Origin of the sequence: Tritonibacter sp. SIMBA_163, from assembly GCF_046535935.1 — a bacterium.
In the GTDB taxonomy this organism is placed as follows: Bacteria; Pseudomonadota; Alphaproteobacteria; order Rhodobacterales; family Rhodobacteraceae; genus Epibacterium; species Epibacterium scottomollicae.
Window position 1 is genome coordinate 1 of sequence record NZ_JAWJBP010000869.1, and the last position, 254, is coordinate 254.

Genomic DNA, 254 nt, shown 5'->3' on the forward strand with positions numbered 1-254 from the left:
GATCAGCTTGCGTGACGTTGTGGTGAGCGCCGACCGGTTGATCGGCGGTGCAACAGGTTTGGGGATGATTCACGCGATGCGCGGAATCAACCAGGCTCGCACCCACGTTGCCGCGACCGCAGTCGGTCAGGCGACTCGGATGCTCGCGGAGGCAATGAAATACGCGGGTTCTCGTGAGCAGTTCGACCAACCTTTGGCCGAGTTCGGTGCCGTGCAGGCGATGCTCGGACGCAGCTATGCGGAACTCGAGGCAG

General features: G+C 62.6%; 1 protein-coding gene. It reads left to right on the plus strand.

The window, feature by feature from the left end; translation table 11 throughout:
- On the plus strand, window positions 1-254 hold a 254-nt coding region (locus R0J92_RS24820), incomplete at both ends, for an acyl-CoA dehydrogenase family protein (protein WP_411053644.1).